The 18,456-nt window shown below is 36.9% G+C and carries 15 protein-coding genes; 14 read left to right on the plus strand and 1 reads right to left on the minus strand.

What is annotated here, in order from left to right; genetic code table 11:
- From G548_RS18505 to G548_RS19395, 4 genes are all read left to right on the plus strand, one after another.
- The coding region (locus tag G548_RS18505) for a sodium:solute symporter family transporter (protein ID WP_022795134.1) at positions 1–918 on the plus strand (918 nt) is incomplete at its 5' end.
- A 402-nt stretch (positions 919–1,320) separates the two neighbouring features.
- Positions 1,321–1,926 carry a recombinase family protein gene (locus G548_RS0115875; RefSeq protein ID WP_022795135.1) on the plus strand — a complete coding sequence of 202 codons (606 nt, stop codon included), beginning with the start codon at positions 1,321–1,323 and terminating at the stop codon, positions 1,924–1,926.
- A 97-nt stretch (positions 1,927–2,023) separates the two neighbouring features.
- Positions 2,024–2,581 carry a hypothetical protein gene (locus tag G548_RS0115880; RefSeq protein ID WP_022795136.1) on the plus strand — a complete coding sequence of 186 codons (558 nt, stop codon included), beginning with the start codon at positions 2,024–2,026 and terminating at the stop codon, positions 2,579–2,581.
- On the plus strand, positions 2,581–2,757 hold the full coding sequence (locus tag G548_RS19395) for a hypothetical protein (protein WP_022795137.1): 177 nt from the start codon (positions 2,581–2,583) through the stop codon (positions 2,755–2,757). The genes G548_RS0115880 and G548_RS19395 overlap by 1 nt, the downstream gene beginning before the upstream one ends.
- 193 nt (positions 2,758–2,950) lie before the next feature.
- Here G548_RS19395 and G548_RS0115890 read toward each other — a convergent pair whose 3' ends face one another.
- Positions 2,951–4,708, minus strand: coding sequence for an alpha-glycosidase (locus G548_RS0115890; protein ID WP_022795138.1), 1,758 nt, complete (start codon positions 4,706–4,708; stop codon positions 2,951–2,953).
- A gap of 318 nt (positions 4,709–5,026) precedes the next feature.
- Here G548_RS0115890 and G548_RS0115895 point away from each other — a divergent pair, with 318 nt between their 5' ends.
- The 10 genes from G548_RS0115895 to tkt all read left to right on the plus strand — a co-directional run bounded on the left by G548_RS0115895 (position 5,027) and on the right by tkt (position 18,122).
- Positions 5,027–6,289, plus strand: coding sequence for a sugar ABC transporter substrate-binding protein (locus tag G548_RS0115895; RefSeq protein ID WP_022795139.1), 1,263 nt, complete (start codon positions 5,027–5,029; stop codon positions 6,287–6,289).
- 152 nt (positions 6,290–6,441) lie between these two features.
- Positions 6,442–7,704: a carbohydrate ABC transporter permease gene (locus tag G548_RS0115900; RefSeq protein ID WP_051143888.1), complete on the plus strand. Its 1,263-nt coding sequence runs from the start codon at positions 6,442–6,444 to the stop codon at positions 7,702–7,704.
- Positions 7,704–8,543, plus strand: a complete 840-nt coding sequence (locus G548_RS0115905) for a sugar ABC transporter permease (RefSeq protein WP_022795141.1) — start codon at positions 7,704–7,706, stop codon at positions 8,541–8,543. Before G548_RS0115900 ends, G548_RS0115905 begins: the two co-directional genes overlap by 1 nt.
- 24 nt (positions 8,544–8,567) lie before the next feature.
- Positions 8,568–9,602, plus strand: coding sequence for a LacI family DNA-binding transcriptional regulator (locus tag G548_RS0115910; protein ID WP_022795142.1), 1,035 nt, complete (start codon positions 8,568–8,570; stop codon positions 9,600–9,602).
- Positions 9,599–11,266, plus strand: coding sequence for a glycoside hydrolase family 13 protein (locus G548_RS0115915; protein ID WP_022795143.1), 1,668 nt, complete (start codon positions 9,599–9,601; stop codon positions 11,264–11,266). The genes G548_RS0115910 and G548_RS0115915 overlap by 4 nt, the downstream gene beginning before the upstream one ends.
- Positions 11,267–11,951: 685 nt before the next feature.
- Complete coding sequence (locus G548_RS0115920) at positions 11,952–13,925, plus strand: BglG family transcription antiterminator (protein ID WP_022795144.1); 1,974 nt, start codon at positions 11,952–11,954, stop codon at positions 13,923–13,925.
- Between the two features lie 27 nt (positions 13,926–13,952).
- A complete protein-coding gene (locus G548_RS0115925) occupies positions 13,953–14,414 on the plus strand; it encodes a PTS sugar transporter subunit IIA (RefSeq protein ID WP_022795145.1) in 462 nt (153 codons plus the stop codon).
- On the plus strand, positions 14,411–14,692 hold the full coding sequence (locus G548_RS0115930) for a PTS sugar transporter subunit IIB (RefSeq protein WP_022795146.1): 282 nt from the start codon (positions 14,411–14,413) through the stop codon (positions 14,690–14,692). The genes G548_RS0115925 and G548_RS0115930 overlap by 4 nt, the downstream gene beginning before the upstream one ends.
- A 26-nt stretch (positions 14,693–14,718) precedes the next feature.
- Positions 14,719–16,089, plus strand: a complete 1,371-nt coding sequence (locus G548_RS0115935) for a PTS ascorbate transporter subunit IIC (RefSeq protein WP_022795147.1) — start codon at positions 14,719–14,721, stop codon at positions 16,087–16,089.
- Positions 16,090–16,121: 32 nt separating this feature from the next.
- On the plus strand, positions 16,122–18,122 hold the full coding sequence (gene tkt / locus G548_RS0115940; protein WP_022795148.1) for a transketolase: 2,001 nt from the start codon (positions 16,122–16,124) through the stop codon (positions 18,120–18,122).
- Positions 18,123–18,456 lie beyond the last annotated feature (334 nt).

Raw genomic sequence — 18,456 nt, forward strand, 5'->3', positions numbered from 1 at the left:
TATCAGGCGGATCTTGGCACCTATGCGAACCTTTTTCCGCCGCTTGACGGGTGGAATCATCCGGAATGGGGGAACTATTTCTGGAACTGGTGGGACTATGCCTTTCTATTGATTTTCGGCGGCATTGCCTGGCAGGTCTATTTCCAGCGTGTGCTCTCCGCTAAAGATGAACAAACGGCGATGTGGTTTTCGATCATTGCCGGTATCGTATGTATTATTGCGGCGATTCCTGCCATTCTTATTGGTATCATCGGCTACAACGTTGACTGGGCGTCCTTTGGGACGTCGGCACCGGAAACAGCGGCCATGGTCCTGCCGGAAGTGCTTCAGCATCTGACGCCGGGATGGGTAGCGGCGATTGGTCTCGGGGCACTTGCAGCAGCCGTCATGTCTTCCATGGACTCCTCGATTCTGTCCGCCTCCTCGATGGCGTCATGGAATATATACCGCCCGCTGATCCGTCCGAAAGCTTCCCACGATGAACTGAAAAAAGTGATCAAGACCTCGATTGTGATTGTCGGGGCGGCATCGACACTGATCGCTTTAAACGTCGGAAGTGTATATACCCTGTGGTACCTTGCATCGGATTTGATTTTCTGTATTTTGTTCCCGCAGCTGACGATGGCCTTATTTTATAAAAATGCGAATGTGTACGGTTCCCTTACGGCATTTATTGTCTCGGTCTTTTTGCGCCTTGGCGGCGGGGAGCCGGCGATCGGCCTGCCGGCCTTTCTTCCGTACCCGATGATCGAAGACGGCATTGTGCTTTTCCCTTTCCGTACGATGACCGTCATTATCGCGTTTATTCTTATATTTGTTGTTTCGGAAGCTACGAAGAAAAAAGCTGTGCCAAAGCCGCTTCTCATGCCGCATGAGCGAAATGATAATGAAGCTTTAGATAAACAGCCATCAAAATAAAAGCAAAAAAAGATGGGCGGTTCCAAAAGTCAAATGATCGCTCATGAAACGGAAGCTGGAGATAATTCTCTGGCTTCCGTTTCATGGTTTCCGTTTTCTTTTGCAAATGATAGGCGACGGCCAACAGTCCAAATTTCGTGGTAATCTTGGTGGTTCCTCTTAAATGTACAAGTTGTCGATGGGCTCGCCATTCTATTGTTGCTTGACCAAATATGGAAATATTTATCGTGGCAAAAGGTACACGTTTTGATACATGCGCGGATCCTGGTTAAACCCTGGCTTTTTTCCTTTCAAAATACCTAGAAAACGGTTTTGATATGTGCCATAATAAACATACAGGTTATGGGCTTATTTTTAGCTTCAATTTCCTTTTTCATCCATTTAAAAAAGGAGTACATCGATATGGAATATCGGAATTATGGATACATACGCGTGAGCAGTAAAGATCAAAATGAAAGTCGGCAATTAGCTTCGATGCGAGAAGCTGGCATTGTTGAGCGAGACATCTTTGTCGACCGGGCCAGTGGCAAAAATTTTCAACGGGATCAGTACCAGCTGTTGAAACGCATCTTGCGAAAAGGAGACGTGCTGTATATTCATTCGTTGGATCGGTTTGGCCGGAATAAGGAAGAGATTCTACAGGAATGGAACGAAATCACCAAAACGATCCAGTGTGATATTGTCGTCCTGGATATGCCGCTGCTGAATACGAAAGAACAGGATGACACCATGAAGACGTTTATTGTCGACCTAGTGCTGCAGATTCTATCCTGGATGGCCGAAGAAGAACGGACGCGCATTCGGACCCGTCAACGTGAAGGCATTGATGCCGCCCAAGGGCAAGGAGTGAAGTTCGGCCGACCGGAAACGCCTGTGACCGAAGCGTTTGAGGTAGCTTACCGGGAATGGAAAGCCGGGGAAATTAAGGCTGTAGATGCGATGCGTCAATTGGAGCTATCGAACAGTACGTTTTATCGACTAGTGAAACGATATGAGAAAACAAAATAAATTTGAATCTGTCTTAACATAAAGTTTTTAATGTATAAATTACGATACGTGAAATTTAAATAGTACGCTTTATTGATTTCAAAAGGGGAGAACTATAATGTATGTTTCGTTACGAAAACGAAGAAGAAAGCAGCGCGGGCGAGGGTATTTTCGACATCTATCTTTAGCCGATAAACGCCATTTACAAAAAGAACCCTGGTTTTTTGATTGGGAAACGATGCTTAACCCTGCTTCTCCCTTTGAAGTCCATGGACTTTTCGCAGCAAATCATCACCTGCTGGCTTTAATGGCGGTTGATTTCTCCCCAGGAGTCGCAACGGTGGAATATGTGGAACGAGCAGGTTATAAAACGGATCGGCCCGTCGCGTATCACATATTGCCTCATCTTATTGGTTACGCCTGCGAACTTAACTTTCGAGTATTTGGTGACTATATATTGGTTATTATTCCTAAGACTACTCCGATCATGGTTGATATGTACAATCAGATCTTAAATACGACGTTAGCCTATATTCCTCAACAAGCTATCGACCTTGGATATACATACAGTTGGGCCGTACAGTGGCATGGAGATGAACGTCGAGATGCGATCTATGTGCAAGGATATTGTGCGAAAGCCATGCGTGACTTATACTATAAAAAGGAGGGATCATGATGCGAACAAAGGTCCGACACAAGAAACTCGAACAATTGGAACAGGAAGCTGCCGAAGAAACTAAGGGTGTATTCGCTGGAAACAAAGACCATCCGTTATCTTCCGAAACCAAGAAAGAATTTGCTAATGACCTACGAAAAAAAGAACAAGAATTCAAACAACAAATGAATAAATAGATTTTATAGATAAACTCTCCTAGTATGCAACTAACTAGGAGGGTTTATTTTATGGATAATTGTCTTTTCTTTCAATCGAAGCATTGATTTTTAATCAACCTCACACTCAAATCTTTAATTCGATTATTAGAGCCTTTCTTACATTTCAATATTTGAAGTTCTTTTATACAAATTGAACTAATATTTTTTGATTTTATTCTATTAGTTGAAGTATTTTGAAATCATAAGCATTTAATTCTATCATTGTTTGATTGCTGAAATTATATTCTTTGTTAGTTAATAACCCTTTAGCCCGTTTATATTGCATAGATGATAATTCAATTTGCTGCTTGTCCTCACTATTATTCAAAATAAAAACTAATTTTTCTTTCTTTGTATATTTTTCGTAGGTAATTACATCTTTTTTATCACCTACATCTAAAAATCGAAATTTTCCATTACCACCGAAAGCAGAAACTGTTTTGCGTAATTTTATTAAAATCTGAATAAACGAATATAAGTCTTCATCGTATCTATGCTTATCCCAAATCATGCAAGCCCTACACTCAGGATCTTCTCCGCCAAACATACCTATTTCATCGCCATAATAAATACATGGCGCGCCAATAAATGAAAATTGAAATAAATAAGCTAGTTTCAAACGATCTTTATTGTGTTTTGCCATGGTTAAAATACGAGAAGTGTCATGGCTATCTAATAGATTAAATGAAACTTCATTTACATTAGAAGGGTACATATGAATAACTTGGTTTATATGATTAATAAATTGTTGAGCATCGATTTTTTGTTTAGCAAAGAAATCGATTATTCCATTGGTGACTGGATAGTTCATAACAGCGTCAAATTGGTCGCCCTGCAACCATGGCATAGCATCGTGCCATATTTCCCCTAAAATATAAGCATCTGGCTTTATTTTTTTGACAGTTTGCCTAAACTCTCTCCAAAAAGCATGATCAACTTCGTTAGCTACATCTAACCGCCAACCATCGATATCAAATTCTTCAGTCCAATATTTTGCAACACGTAATAGATAATTTTTAACTTCGATATTTTCAGTATTCAACTTAGGCATTGATTTCTCAAATCCAAATGTAGCATAGTTAAATTCAGAGTTTTGTTCAATAGGAAAGTTCCATATATGAAACCAATCTTTATAATTAGAGTTTTGTTGTTTCTTTAACACATCTTGAAATGGAGCAAAATAATATCCACTATGATTGAATACTGCATCAAGCATTATTTTAATATTACGCTTGTGGCATTCTTGAACTAATCTTCGAAATGTTTCTTCATCGCCAAATTGAGGATCAATTTTCATGTAGTCAATTGTGTCGTATTTATGATTAGAATACGCTTCAAAAATGGGTGTTAAATAAATACCGTTTATACCCAAATCAGTTAAATAATCTAAATGATCAATAATACCCTGGAAATCGCCACCAAAAAAATTATTCTGACTAGGCTTTTCACTATCCCATTTCAATGTATTTGGAGGATTTAAATTTTTATCTCCGTTAGCAAATCGTTCTGGAAATATTTGATACCAAACTGTGTCCTTTACCCATGATGGAGCTTGGAAGATGTCAGTATTATTTAGATAAGGAAAGCAGAAGTAGTTAGAAATATCTTCGGGTTGAACTTTAAAAATCCCACCTTCTGTAAAATAACAACTTTCCTTTGAGTCAGAACATTTAAAACCATAGCGTAGTCTTTGAAACTCAGGAGATATTTCTATAAACCAGTAATCATGGTATTTGGTTGAACCTGACTTTTGCATTAAAGCTGAATTACTTTGCCATTTATTATTTAGCCAAAAATAAGGATCTCCGAAAATTAACTCAACAGATTTCATGTCATTTTTTTTAGTTTTTAATTGGATGTGTAAAGTGTTCTCGTCGTAGGAATAAGCGAAATTGTTAATAGGCCGATGCTGTATTGCTTCTTTTATCATAACTGTTTTCACTTCCTTTTTTAAAATAAATTCATAAAACAAAAACGACAACCCCGTTATCTATTTATAGATAACGGGGTTGTCGTTTATTGAATAAAACATTGCCCTCATGTTTAATGATAATTTAATGTAAACAATTTAAAAAGTCAATATAATTTGCTGAAAAAATAACCAATAATTATTTTTTGAAAACGGTTGCAAATATTATATAGATCATGTATTATTTCCCCAAGTTATTTTAATGCGCAACCGGTTGCGCAGATTTTGATAAAATGTCTTATTATTTTTACTACTGAAAAAGAAAGGAGATTATTGATTTTGAAAACTAATAGGTTATTTTTAATTCTTTTCACGGCCATTTTTGTAGTAGCTGGGTGTGCCCCTGAACGTTCCCAAAACTCTGCTAGTGAAGACCAAGAAGAGGAAGCAAGTAAACCAGAAGAATTAACCATTTGGGCTAATGATGAAGAAAAACACTTAGAAGCCGTCCAAGAAATAGCCGCTGACTTTGAAGAACGAGAAGATATAACAATTAATGTACAAGCAAAACCTGTATTAGATCAATTGCAAGAATTATCACTAGCAGGACCTGAGGGGAAGGGACCTGACTTGTTTCTTCAACCTCATGACCAGATAGGAAATATTGTATCTCAAGGTTTAGCTACTCCTTTAGACTTATCAGATGAAGAAATTTCTGGTTATAGCAACACTGCACTTGATTCTGTATCATACAATTTCGAAAATGAAAATAATTATTATGCTGTACCTTCAAATGTTGAAACTCAAGGGGTTTTTTATAATAAAGAAATTGTTTCTGAAGAACCAAAAAACATCGACGATTTAAAAACAATTCTTGAAAATAATACGGATGCTTCGAAAGATAAGTTCGGATTTTTGATGAAACCTAATGATCTGTATTTCGCCTATCCTTTTTTGAAAAATTACGGTGGATATATCTTTGAAGAGGAAAACGGAGAATTTAATACTGATAATATTGGTTTGAATAATGAAGGGTCAGTCGAGGGAGCGGAACTATTTCAGACATTTTTCGGAGAAGGATTAATTTCGACGTCAACAACCTCAGATGTTATAGATGGGCTTTTTACTTCAGGTAATGTTGGAGCTGTAATTAATGGGCCATGGAGTATTGAAAATTACCAAGAATCTCTAGGAGAAGATTTAGGTTTTACTTCATTTCCCGAAATAAATAATGAACCTGGGACCACTTTAGTCGGTACTAAGGGGTGGTTTGTCTCTTATTATTCTGAAAAAAAAGAATGGGCAAAGGAACTAGCCTTGTTCATTACCAACGAAGAGAATCAAAAACGCTACTTTGAAATAGCAGGGGAATTGCCTGCAAATGTTAATGCTTTGGAATCTATTGAAGATCCAATATATTCGGAATTTGCTAAACAAGTAGAGTATGGTACACCTATGCCAAATACGCCTCAAACTTCACAGGTTTGGGAACCTATGAATAATGCTCTTCAATTTATCGCAGAGGGCGAAAAAGTTAAACCGACATTGGATGAAGCAGTAAATCAAATTGAAACAAATATAGAAGCAAGTGGAGCTCAATAATTGAAGAATGGAGAAGGAAAAATAAACAAACTTTTCTTCTCCATTCCTCATTTATATTCACCTTATACACTATTCATGAATTATTAGGAGGATTTGATTTGTCTAGTAAAAAAATTAAAAGTAAAGAACAATCTAAAAATTTTGCAAAACATATGCCATATTTAGCTATGCTTCTTTCTTTTATTTTTGCTGGTTTGGGACAATTATATAACCGTCGATACTTAAAAGGTACAATATTCATTGTTCTAGAATGCACATTTTTAATTACGTTGTTAGATAGCATAAATTATGGGCTTTGGGGATTAAGAACATTAGGTACAATGCCAGGTGTTGACCATTCTATTCAACTACTTGTTTTTGGTGTATTAGCGCTCATTGGTGTTGTAATAATATCTACCCTATACATATTTAATATCATTGATGCCAAGAGACAAGCAACCAAGTTAAGAGAAGGATGGAGACCACCCCGTTTTAAGAGAGCACTGAAAGAATTTTACGATTATTCTTTTCCTTATTTAATGACTGGTCCTGGACTTCTTTTAATGATTTTTGTAGTAATATTTCCTTTAATGTTTTCTGTATTGTTAGCTTTTACTAATTATAACTTATATAATTCTCCTCCTAGAAGCTTGGTAGACTGGGTTGGCTTTGAAAATTTTAAAAATTTAATTACTGTGCCAATATGGCAAGATACTTTTCTGAGTGTTATTTCTTGGACAGTAGTATGGACTGTATTAGCCACTACCTTACAGATATTTTTGGGGCTCTTTTTAGCACTAATAGTGAATGATCCACGTATTAGATTTAAAAAATTAATTCGTACTATCTTAATTTTACCTTGGGCTGTGCCTGCTTTCGTTACTATTTTAGTATTTTCGGCTATGTTCAATGACGATTTTGGAGCTATTAACAATGATATCATTATTCCTCTTTTCGGTGGAGAAGGTATTCAATGGTTAAGTGATCCATTTTATGCTAAAACCGCTGTGATTATGATTCAAACATGGCTTGGATTCCCTTTTATTTTTGCATTGTTTACTGGTGTTTTGCAGAGCATTTCGCAAGATTGGTATGAAGCTGCTAGTGTCGACGGAGCTTCTCGTTTGCAAAAGTTTCGAAATATAACATTACCTCACGTACTTTTCGCTACTGCCCCATTATTGATTATGCAGTATGCTCAAAATTTTAATAATTTCAATATTATTTATCTCTTCAATGAAGGAGGACCACCAGTACAAAATCAAAATGCCGGCGGCACAGATATTTTAATTTCTTGGGTATATAAACTTACCTTCGATACAAATAATTACAGCATGGCCGCCGTCATATCAATTATTATGGGATTATTAATATCTGGCTTCGCTTTTTATCAATTTAGAAAAACTCGTTCTTTTAAAGAAGAGGGGGAAGTTTAATGAATCAACGGTTGGTATCAAGAATAGAAGTAACGGTAATATACTTAATATTGCTTTGTGTAACTATTGTTATATTTTATCCGTTACTTTGGACAATAGGAATGTCTTTAAACCAGGGTTCCAGTTTATATGTTTCAAGTTTAATTCCGGAAAATTTTTCTCTAGAACACTATAAATGGCTGTTTAGTGAGGAAAGTGACTACGTACTCTGGTATAAAAATTCAATGATCGTTTCATTGGCTGTAATGATAGGAAGTGTAATAATCACTTCACTTGTAGCATATGCCTTTTCAAGATATCAATTTATTGGTAAAAAAAATGGTTTATATATATTCTTATTACTACAAATGTTTCCTGTAATGATGGCAATGGTAGCTCTTTATATGTTTTTAAATATGATAGGTTTATTAGATACTTTAACAGGTTTAATATTGATTTATTTGGGCGGACAAATTCCTTTTAACGTTTGGTTGGTAAAAGGGTATTTTGATACAATTCCGCGCGAACTAGATCAGGCTGCTAGAATTGATGGAGCCGGACATTTACGAGTCTTTTGGAGCATTATGCTACCTTTAGCAAAACCGATACTATCCGTTGTGGCTTTATTTAATTTTATGATGCCTTTATTTGATTTTTTGCTTCCATCAATTGTTTTATCTAGTCCAAATAATTTTACATTAGCAGTTGGCCTTTTTAATTTTATTAATGATCAATTCGCAAATAATTTTACTAGATTTGCTGCTGGTTCAGTTTTAATTGCTGTTCCTATTGCCACTATCTATTTATTTTTACAGAAATATCTCGTTGGAGGCCTTACTGCTGGTGGCTCAAAAGAATAATGTTCAAAAAGAAAAGAGGGAATTATGGCACCCACTATAAAAGAAGTAGCCAAAATTGCACAGGTTTCCCCATCTACTGTATCTAGAGTCATCTCTAATAGTCCTCGTATAAGTCCAAAAACAAAAATGAAAGTAAAAAAAATTATGGATGATTTAGGATATCACCCTAATGTGAATGCTAGAAATTTAGCAGTTAATTCTACTTATTCTATAGGTGTAGTAATGCCCTCTTCTACAGATAAAGCTCTACAAAATCCTTTTTTTCCAGAAGTTTTAAGAGGAATTGGCTCTGTGGCACGCGAATTGGATTATTCCTTGTACGTTTCAACAGGGGGGAATCCAGAAGAACAATTTGAAGAAGTTAAACGAATGGTTTTTGGAAACAGAGTCGATGGAGTAATTTTACTTTATTCTCGTGTCAATGATGCTATAACAAAGTTTTTATTAGAGAAAAATTTTCCATTTGTAATTGTAGGAAAACCTTTGCATACGTTTGAAGACATTACATATGTCGACAATGATAATATCAAAGCCAGCAAAGAATTGACTCAACATTTAATTGATTTAGGCCATAAAAATATCGGATTTATTGGCGGGCCAGCTGAGCAAATGGTTACTGCTGACCGCTTAAAAGGATTTGAATTAAGCATGAAAAATTCAAAAATTTCGGTTCCAGATGAATATAAAATTCAAACAGAATTTTTAGAATATGGAGGGCGCAAAGCGGTTGAAAGATTAATTTCTTTAGAAGATCCACCTACAGGATTAGTAGTTACAGATGACATAGTCAGCCTGGGGGTAATGAATACTTTAAACGATTTAGGCTTCTCTGTTCCCAAAGACGTATCAATAGTAAGTTTCAATAATGTTTATTTAGCAGAAATTGCAACTCCTCCATTAACGACAGTTGATATAAACATTTTCAAGTTAGGAGCAAAAGCTACTAATAGTTTGATAAATAAAATTAATAGTAAATCGGTAGAGCCAATCATTATTCCACATAAGATAAAATATCGTAATTCAACAAAAAGTTTATCATTAAGGAGGAACGACAATTGAATAGAAAATGGTGGAAGGAAACGGTAGTATATCAGATTTATCCAAGAAGTTTTATGGACGCCAATGGTGATGGTATTGGAGATATTGAAGGGATTAAAGAAAGATTAGATTATATTAAACATTTAGGCATAGATGTAATTTGGATATGCCCGATATATAAATCTCCCAACGATGACAATGGTTATGATATTAGTGATTATAAAGACATTCTAGCCGAATTTGGAACGATGGAAGAATTTGATGATTTACTAAAAAAAATTCACCAAAAAGGAATGAAATTAATAATAGATTTAGTGATTAACCATACATCTGATGAACATCCTTGGTTTATAGAATCACGTTCCTCAAAAAATAATCCTTATCGTGATTATTACATTTGGCGTTCAGGAGATGGAATTTCAGAACCAAACAACTGGGAATCAATATTTGGTGGTTCAGTATGGGAATACGATGAATACACGAAAGAATACTATATGCATGTTTTTTCTAGTAAACAACCAGATTTAAATTGGGAAAATGAGAAAGTTCGTGAGGAAGTATATGACATGATAAACTGGTGGTTAGATAAAGGCATAGATGGTTTCCGTGTGGATGCCATTTCTCATATCAAAAAACGTTCAAATTTACCTAATTTGCCGAACCCTCAAAACAAAAAATTCGTTCCATCTTTCGAAGGACATATGAATCAGACTGGTATACAAAAATTCTTAAAAGAGTTAAAAGAACAAACATTCGATAACTATGATATTATGACCGTCGGAGAAGCTAATGGAGTTGATGTAAGTGAAGCTAATGATTGGGTAGGTTTTGAGGATGGAAAATTTAATATGATTTTTCAGTTTGAACATTTAAATTTATGGAATCAAAGCGAAGAAAATGGACTAGATATATATAAGTTAAAGAATGTTTTGACTAAATGGCAAAAAGGACTGGAAGGGGTTGGCTGGAATGCTTTATTTTTAGAAAACCATGATCAACCGCGTTCAGTTTCTACTTGGGGGAACGATAAAGAATTCTGGGATAAATCTGCCAAGTGTCTTGCCACCTTATATTTCCTGATGAAAGGTACACCTTTTATCTACCAAGGACAAGAAATTGGAATGACAAACGCCTATTTTGAGCATCTTAAAGAGTATAATGACGTTGCTACTAAAAACTTCTATTACCATGAAAAAGAAATGGGGAAGTCTCACGAAGAAATTATTAATATTATCAAAAAAACCAGTAGAGATAATTCAAGAACACCAATGCAATGGAATTATAGTTTGAATTCAGGTTTTTCTGATGGTACCCCATGGTTAAAAGTTAATCCTAATTATGAAAAAATAAACGTTACGAAACAAATAGAAGAAAAGAATTCAATTTACAATTATTATAAAGAACTAATACAAATAAGAAAGAATCATTTGACTATTCTTTATGGTACTTACGATTTGATTCAAGAAGATCACCCTAAGGTTTACGCCTATACCAGAACTTTAGAAGCGGAAAAGATTTTAATTGTTACAAATTTGTTTGAAGAAGAAACCTTTTTTACACTTCCAACATCTTTTATGAATTATTCATTTAATCTAATTATTTCTAATTACGAAGAGAAAAAAAACAATGAAAATGAAGCCTTAACTTTAAAACCTTATGAAGCTAGAGTTTATTCATTAAAATAATAATTATTATCTACTTAGAAAAAAGCAAGCCCAATGTTACGGGCTTGCTTTTTAAATATTATATTTCAAAATGGAAAAGTTATTTATAATATAGAGACAAAAATGATTAACTTCCGATAATCTACTATATGTTAGCTTAATAAACTTTCGCTTAGGGAGAACATAACTTGAAAAATTCTTCTTCTCGCTTTTTCCTTCGGGAAGAGGGAAGGAAAATCGGCAGGAACATGATATAAAATAACAATATCTTCGGGTTTAATACATTCACCAATACCCCTGAGTAAATAATTAATAGGAAGAAGAATGAGAGAACTCTTCAATGGGCTTTTTATGAAACTTTCTATTTTATGTCTCAAAATGAGAAAACTACTTATTATATTGAGATAAAGGCAAATAACTTCCGACTAATAAAAGGAATGTTGACTTTAATTTAAAAAGTTAATAATCATTACCTTATGTAGCTTTCTCATAACGTTTGATGAAAACGAATGGGTGAAACCTTGTATTCTGTGGCTTAAACGTCCCAGATCCTATTAATCTTAGCATGTTCATATCCGTATCTAAATTTATTAAGTACTATATTATGTACTGGTATGAAAAATTGCGGATTCAAAAAAGCTCTTCCATTTCATATGTAATCGTTTTCTTTTGTTTTATAATCAGTACAAGAAAGGAGGAAACCTTAGTGCTGACCCTTCGGCAAAAAAAGATCCTTAAATATTTGCTGGACCACCATGAGTTTACCTCTACGAAAACTTTGGCTGCGAGATACAATATTAGTTTACGCAGTATTTTAAATGATCTGGATAAGATTGAAAATTTCTCTATGAACCAAGGAATAAGAGTAGAAAGGAATAAAAAAGAAGGTATTGCCCTCCATTACTCTAAAGACCCAATTACTTTGCCGGAGTTAAATGACCGCAAGGAAGATTTGCTACCAAAATACACAGCAAATGAGCGGGCATATGAAATTATTCTTTCTTTTTTAAAATCCTCTAAGCCTGTAAGCACTACAGCTCTGGCGGATAAATTGAACACGACTAAACGAACGATGAACGAAGACATGAAAAAAATACGTACTGTTCTGGACAAACACAATTTGTCATTGGAGTACGTAACAAACAAGGGCTTTATCCTTCTCGGAGAAGAAACCAGCCGCCGAAACCTCATTAAAGACATTTGGACACAATGGAAAATTACCGGTAGCGAGCACGATATTAGTTACGCTTTACCATTATTTGATACTTCTAATGAAGAGCTGCAAAAAATTAGAGAAATTGTTTTTGATATTACCTCTCTTCACAGTTATACAGAACAATCGTTAGAAGGATTAATATTTCATATTGCCATCAGTATTCAACGTTGGCATCAAAAATTCACAATTGATATGCCGTGGCAAGAACTAGAAGCGTTAAAAAAACATGCCGAATACGCTCTGGCAGAAACAATTAAAACTCATGTAGAGAAAGCATTTAAAATAGATCTTCCTCAGGCGGAAATAGGGTTTTTGACCTTACACTTACTAGGGGCTAAGCAGCTGTCATCTTCTAAAAATGAACAAGATCAAGAAGCAGATTTTATTCTCAAAAATCAGATCCAACAGTTTATTCAGCATATTGAACGCCAATTGGCCGTAGATTTAGCGAAGGACGAAAAGCTTCAGCAAGGGCTATTCATTCACTTGAAGCCAGCTCTGCATAGAATGAAATTCGGTCTACTTTCCCAAAATCCTTTCCTTCAGGAAATCAATGATCAATACGCAACATTAAAAAACGCTGTAGAACATGCTACTCCTATGTTAGAACATGCCTTTTCAACGAAATTTAACGAAGATGAGGTGGGATATATTGTTCTTCATATCGGAGCAGCAGTTAAAAGACTCCAAAACAACAAAACAGCACCAGTACGTGCAGCCCTTGTATGCGGAACGGGGATCGGTACTGCTCACCTTTTGGACCAAAATATAAAAGACACATTTTCTAACGTCGAGATAATAGAACATTTTTCCTTTTCCCAAGCAATTTCAGAAAGTGCAACTACTAATGATATTGACCTTCTTATTTCTACCATTCCTTTACACGATGTGGGCATACCCTGGGTACAAGTTACCCCTTTTTTAAATGAACAAGACAAAGAAAAGTTAGTAGTGAAACTGAATACAGTTACTATACAGGCAAGTAATCGCCAATACTCATCTACAAAATCTTCTCTGCAGGAAATTACTCATGTTTCAACTGAAAGCCTACAGCTGAAAGCTTCAAATTGGGAAGAAGCCGTTAAAAATGCCGGTGAAATATTAGTAAACGCAGATGCTGTTTCTTCTTCCTATATCGAAAGAACAATTAACATGGTTCGTCAGCACGGCCCTTATATTGTTATTGATAAAGGTTTGGCCATGCCCCACGCGCCTTCCGACAAAGATGTCTATCAAACGGCTATTGCTATAGCTAGATTACAAACACCAGTTCAATTTAACCATGATTCGAATGATCCCGTTTCTCTCATTTTGTTTTTAGCTTCCAAAAATGGTCGGGAACATCTCCAGGCTTTATATCAATTCCGGTTCCTGTGGCAGGATCAAACTTATCGAAATATACTCTTAACAGGAACATTAAACGAAATTAATAATATTTTGAACTTGGCTGAACAGGTAACTTGATTAATTTATTAAAGGAGGCGGGGTCGGTTGCTAGAACAAATGCTCTATGAGGATTCTATTAACTTCACGAATGTTTCACATCATTGGGAAGAAGCCCTTCAATCCTCTTCTGATCCATTATTAAAAAGACGTATTATTTCTCAAGATTACGTTAATGCGATCATTCGAAATGTGAAAGAACTTGGGCCTTATATAGTCTTAACGGACGGAGTGGCTTTTGCCCACGCCAGGCCGGAAGACGGCGCCTTAGCTTCAGGTATCACCTTGCTGAACTTAAAAGAAGGAACAACATTTCCAAACAAGGAAAAACCCGTCTATTTAATTTTTACTTTCGCAGCAGTCTCTGATGACTCGCATTTAACGATGCTTACAGAACTCAGTCATTTATTGAGCAACCCAGAAAATATTAATCGCCTTAAGAATACAGAGACATATGAGGAAGTAATGGAAATCGTTCACGAAAACATTATAGAGGAGGACTATCAATGAAAATGCTAGTAGTTTGCGGAAGTGGTCTTGGCAGCAGTTTTATGATTGAAATGAATGTAAAAGAAATATTGAAAGAAATAAATGCTAAAAACGTCGATATTGATCATTCCGATCTTGGCTCTGCCTCTCCCGATCAAGCAGATGTGTTTATTGTAGGAAAAGATTTAGCCGGGGCAGCACAGTCTCTTGGAGAATTAATCGTATTAAACAATATATTGGATAAACAAGAATTAAAAGAGCGTATTGTTGAGCGCCTTGAAAAAGACTCATTGATTTAAAACCACTACCCGAGGGGGCATAAAACATGAATGGCATTATTTCTTTGATTGTCGATTTATTAAGCCAGCCTGCTGTATTAGTTGCAGGTATAGCTCTTATAGGCCTACTCGTACAACAGAAGAACATCAGCGAAGTAACCAAAGGTACCACAAAAACGTTTCTTGGTTTCATTGTACTGAGCGCTGGTGCTGGTATCATATCCACGTCTCTCGAACCGTTTGGTCAAATTTTTCAAAATGCGTTCAACGTCCAGGGAGTCGTTCCCAATAATGAAGCCATTATTTCTATTGCTATAGAAGAATATGGCTCTACTGCAGCACTAATCATGCTATTCGGTATGATAATAAATATCCTGGTTGCTCGATTTACCAATCTTAAATTCATTTTTCTTACAGGACACCATACCTTCTACATGGCATGTTTTATGGCGATTATTTTAAGCGTCGCTAATATAGGCGGAGTTTCCTCTATTATTTTAGGAGCTATCTGCTTAGGTTTCTTTATGGCAATCTTTCCTGCAATGGCTCAGCCAACAATGCGGAAGATTACCGGCAATGACAGTGTCGGTTTTGGTCACTTTGGCACCATCAGCTATGTGATGGCCTCCGGCATCGGTATGCTTTTCAAAAACAAAAGTACATCGACGGAAGATGTGAAATTTCCGAAAGGTTTGGACTTTTTACGAGACACTTCAGTGAGTATTTCTCTTACGATGGTTATTGTATATGTTCTCGCTTCCCTATTTTCGGGTCCAACCTTTATTGAACAAAATTTAAGTGATGGCACTAACTATCTTGTTTTCGCTGTTATTCAAGGTGTCACCTTCGCAGCAGGAGTCTTCATTATTCTTGCAGGGGTCCGGTTGATTCTAGCTGAAATTGTTCCAGCGTTTAAAGGAATTTCCGAAAAGCTTGTTCCAGGGTCTAAGCCGGCACTGGATTGCCCTATTGTTTTCCCTTACGCTCCGAACGCCGTTCTTATTGGTTTTCTCACCAGTTTTATCGCCGGAATTTTAGGAATGTTCGCTCTATTTTTTATCGGTGGAACAGTTATCATTCCTGGCATTGTACCTCATTTCTTTCTTGGCGCGACCTCAGGCGTGTTCGGCAACGCTTTTGGCGGCATCAAAGGAGCAATTGCCGGGGCGTTTGCGAATGGGCTGTTGATCACCTTTCTACCACTTCCGTTGATTCCCTTCCTGGGTGAACTGGGTCAGGCAAGTACCACTTTCTCCGATACAGACTTCCTCGCTGTTGGGATGACATTCGGATATGCTGCTCAATACCTTGGATACATCGGCGTCATTGCCGGCATTATTATCCTTGCAGCAGTTTCCATCCTGATTAAATCCCGGGGCGGTAAGAAAACAGATATGTCTGATAAAAAATCCGCTTAATTCAATCATTTTAACATGAGGAGGACTGGCAAATGACCAGTAAAACAAGTGTTTCAGATTTATCTATTACTACCATTCGTACATTAACGATCGACAGCGTTGAAAAGGCTCAACATGGGCATCCTGGCATGCCCATGGGCACGGCCCCACTTGCCTATGCTCTGTGGACAAACGTGATGAATCACAACCCTAAAAACCCAGACTGGTTTAATCGTGACCGATTCGTACTTTCTGCCGGGCATGGCTCGATGCTCATATACAGCCTGCTTCATCTTACTGGTTACGATCTTTCGCTAAAAGAATTGCAGTCTTTTCGCCAATGGGGAAGCAAAACACCGGGGCACCCCGAATTCAGGCATACTCCAGGTGTTGAAACTACTACGGGACCTTTAGGCCAAGGGGTGGCAACTTCCGTTGGTATGGCCATGGCCGAAGCCTATTTAGCGGCAAAATTTAATCGCCCGAATTATCCCATTGTCGACCACTTCACTTACTGCCTCTGCGGTGACGGTGATTTAATGGAAGGGGTGGCTAACGAGGCTATCTCGCTGGCTGGTCACCAACAGCTTGGAAAACTTATTATGATTTTTGACTCTAATGATGTCAGTTTGGATGGAGATGTTTCTCTTTCCTACTCGGAAGATGTAAAAGAAAAATTTGAGGCTTGCGGTTGGGAAGTACTATTCGTTTCAGACGGCAACAACATTCAAGAAGTCGAAACAGCTTTAATGAAAGCGAAATTAAACAGCGATCAGCCAACGCTTATTGAAATCAAAACCACCATTGGTTTTGGCTCCAGTATTGCGGGTACACATGAAGCTCACAGTGATCCATTGGGGATAGAAGAAATTAAAAAAATTAAAGAAAAATATCAATGGAGTTATGAAGAAGACTTTTATATTCCTGATGAAGTGAAGCAAGACTTTGAACGAGTTCAAAACCTTGGGCAAGAACACGAAGAAAAATGGAATGAATTACTAGGAAGCTACCAAGAAAAATTTCCCTCCCTTGCTGATGAATTTTTCAAATTGCAGAATTTAGATTCTTTAGAAGTGCCAACAGAGACGCTCCCTTCCTATGAAATAGGATCAACGCTTGCTACCAGAAATGCTTCAGGAGAAAGTTTAAATATACTGGCAAAAGAATTTTCCGCTTTTATTGGTGGCTCTGCTGATTTAGATTCTTCCACCAAAACTCGTTTACTCGAAGAAAAAGATTTTTCTCCTTTGGATCGGTCTGGACGTAATATTCGTTTTGGCGTCCGTGAGTTTGCGATGGCAGCAACAGCAAACGGATTAGCTCTTCATCATTTGCGGCCGTTCGTCAGTACGTTTTTCGTTTTTTCCGATTATTTGCGGCCGGCTCTGCGCCTCTCAGCTTTAATGCAGCTGCCAGTGACGTATGTTTTCACCCATGATAGCATAGCCGTCGGTCAGGATGGCCCGACCCATCAGCCAGTAGAACAATTAGCCTCTCTTCGTGCCATGCCTGGTTTAACAGTTATCCGGCCTGCGGATGCCAATGAAACAAAAGAAGCCTGGAAATGGATCACTGAGCATAACAATGGTCCTGTGGCTTTAATTCTCGGTAGACAAAAAGTTGAGGTTTTTGCTGAAATTGCAGACAAGAGCCCGTCTTCTTTACACCGTGGGGCTTATATTTTATCCGAGCCTAAGCAGCAAGAAGAGGGGATCATTATTGCTACCGGTTCTGAAGTAGAACTAGCTATGAAAGCAAAAGAAAAATTAGAACAAGAAAATATTTACATTCGCGTAGTGAATATGCCTTCTTGGGAGCTTTTTGAGCAACAGGATGACGCTTATAAACAAGCAGTTCTTCCTTTAAATTTAACCAATCGAGTAGTAGTAGAAATGGGATCAAAACTAGGTTGGCGGGAATATGCTAGCGATCGAGGGATCATCATGAGTGTCGATGAATTCGGTGCTTCCGGTCCTGGTGATCGCGTCATCCAAGAATACGGATTTACCGTAGAAAAAGTAGTTGCTAACATGAAGAAGTTGTTAGAAAATTAAAGACTGTCTATTTTCGTGCGAATGATAAAGCTATCTCTTAAGGAGGCGGCGGTTGCTTAATCGTATAATGGAAAAACAAATTTCTTTGTTAACACACACGAAGGGGGTTGTCCTCATTTTTAGGGCAGCTCCTTTTTATGTTATCTATTTCTTAAAACAGGAAGAAATTTCTTAATGAGACAAAAGCAAATAACTTCCGGTAATCTACTTTATGGTAATAATCGAAGGAAAGCAGCTATTTCCTAAGCACTTCCTTTTTAAGATAAAGAATGAGTCAAACACCATCCATAATATTCCTTTTCAAATGATTGACTGCTATCATGGAAAAAGAAAT

It is taken from the genome of Marinococcus halotolerans DSM 16375, from assembly GCF_000420725.1.
Classification (GTDB): Bacteria; Bacillota; Bacilli; order Bacillales; family Marinococcaceae; genus Marinococcus; species Marinococcus halotolerans.